At 64.3% G+C, this 2,215-nt stretch carries 1 protein-coding gene and 2 pseudogenes; all 3 read left to right on the top strand.

Annotated features, from left to right (window positions below):
• Positions 1-31: 31 nt before the first annotated feature.
• Positions 32-616, top strand: a pseudogene (locus ABYB95_RS22065) (ATP-dependent helicase); the annotation flags it as partial.
• Between the two features lie 186 nt (positions 617-802).
• Positions 803-1,276, top strand: a pseudogene (locus tag ABYB95_RS22060) (fumarylacetoacetate hydrolase family protein); the annotation flags it as partial.
• Between the two features lie 8 nt (positions 1,277-1,284).
• Positions 1,285-2,067 (top strand): alpha/beta fold hydrolase, encoded by a 783-nt coding sequence (locus ABYB95_RS22055; RefSeq protein ID WP_372662030.1) that lies wholly within the window; start codon positions 1,285-1,287, stop codon positions 2,065-2,067.
• Positions 2,068-2,215: the final 148 nt, after the last annotated feature.

The following is a 2,215-nucleotide window of genomic DNA, read 5'->3' as shown; positions in this document are numbered from 1 at the left end:
GTACCAGGACACCAACCAAAGCCAATACCGCATCACCAAAGCGCTGGCGGCGGGGCATCGCAACCTGTGCGTGGTGGGCGACGACGACCAGTCGATTTACGGTTGGCGCGGCGCCGAAGTGGCGCACATCCTGCGCTTCACCCGCGACTGGCCGGACGCCCAAGTGGTGCGGCTCGAACAGAATTATCGCTCGACCGCCGAAATCCTCGACATGGCCAACCGGCTGATCGCGTTCAACAAGCTGCGGCATCCCAAGCGGCTGTTGGCCGCGCGGCCCGGCGGGCAAAAGCCGCGGGTCGAGCAGTTCCAGGACGAAACGCAGGAGGCCCGCGGCGTGGTGGCCGACGTCGCGCGTCAATTGAGCAAGCCCGGCTTCGAGCCCCGCGACTTCGCCATCCTGTTCCGCACCAACGAACAGCCGCGGGCCTTCGAAACCGAGCTCCGTGCGGCCGGACTGCCCTACGTGCTGATCGGCGGCATGTCGTTCTTCGACCGCCGCGAGGTGCGCGACGTGCTGGCCTACCTACAGGTGCTCGACGCCCCCAACGACGAAGTCGCCTTGCGGCGGATCGTCAACACGCCGCCGCGCGGCATTTCGACGAGCGTCGTCGAGCGGCTGACGGCCGCCGCCGTGGCGCAGGGCGCCAGCGTGTGGGACGTCATGCAGCAGGCCCCGCAGTTGTCGGCGCTGCCCGAAAACGCCGGCCAGGCCGTGCTGCGGCTGACCCGGCTGGTCGCCGGTTTTCGCCGGCGACTGGCCAACAAAACCTCGCTGGTAAAACTGGCCCGCAACCTGCTCGCCCAAATCGATTACGAAGCGGAACTGATGGTGATCATTGGCGAGGGTGGCAAGAACATCCGCCGCGCCGATGCCATGCGCCACGTCTGGGGTTACACGGTGGTCAACGACGTCACGGCACGCGACGTTCAGATGCGCCACCAACAATGGGACATGGGCAAATCGTTTGATACCTTTTGCCCGACCGGCCCATGGGCCGTGACCGCTGATGAGTTGGACGGCACAAAGACCCGCGTGCGCTGCTGGGTGAACGGAGAGTTGCGGCAGGACGGCCCGACCGAAAACATGATCTTCGACATTCCGACGTTGATCGAAACCATTTCGCGCGGCATCACCCTTTTCCCCGGTGACATGATCGCCACCGGAACGCCTGCGGGCGTGGGCATGGGCATGAAGCCCCCGCGCTACCTGAAGTCTGGAGACGTGGTTCGCGTCGAAATCGATGGTCTTGGCGCTATCGAAAACAAGTTTGTATGAGCGCCGCGATGACCACACATTACATCGCGGGTGTCGCCGTTGAAGTCGAAGGAGATGGTTCGCCCATTGTCTGCGTGCACGGCCTGGGCGGCACGAGCAACACCTGGACGCCCGTTTTGCGGGCGATGCGGCGGCATCAAATCGTTCGCATCGATTTGCCGGGTAGCGGCCGATCGGGCAGCGCCACCGACGGGCTGAGCATCGACAGCATGGTGGCTGCGGTGGCTGCGGTTTGCCAACACCTGGGCATTGCCGGAGCGCATTTCGTTGGGCACTCCATGGGCACCATCGTTTGCCAGCATCTGGCCGTGCAGCAGCCCTCTTTGGTGAAATCACTGGCGCTCTTCGGCCCCTTGGCTTGTCCGCCCGATGCCGCGCGACCGAACATCTTGGCACGCGCCGAGAAAGCCCGGTCCGGCGGGACCGTGGCCATGCAGGAGATTGCCGACGCCATCGTGCAAGGGTCGACCTCTGTGTCCACGCGCGACGTCTTGCCTGTGGCCGCAGCATTGGTTCGCGAGAGCCTGATGCGGCAAGACCCGCAAGGCTATGCGCGCTCTTGTGCCGCTCTGGCGGCCGCGCAATCTGCAGCTCTGGAAGACATCACCGTACCGGTCTTGCTGGTCACGGGCGATGAGGACGGCGTCGCCCCGCCAGGCGCTGTGCGAGAGATGGCCAGACGCCTGCCCAACGCCCGTGTGGAGGTTTTCAACCGCTGCGGCCATTGGACCACCTTTGAGCGACCCATCGAGTGTGCGCAACAACTGGAAGCATTCCTGGCGCGCGCTTGAGCGGAAGAAATGGCGTTGAACAGACGCAAGCAAGAAATCTTTTGGAGACAAGACATGGCCGACATTCTCATCACCAACGCCCGCGTGTTCGACGGCAGCGGTGCTCAGCCGTTCAGCGGCGAAGTACGGATCCAGGGCAATCGCATCG

Source organism: Hydrogenophaga sp., assembly GCF_041633695.1.
Taxonomy (GTDB): Bacteria; Pseudomonadota; Gammaproteobacteria; order Burkholderiales; family Burkholderiaceae_C; genus Hydrogenophaga.
Note: the sequence above shows the minus strand (reverse complement) of the source record. Positions and strands in the feature narration are given on the sequence as shown.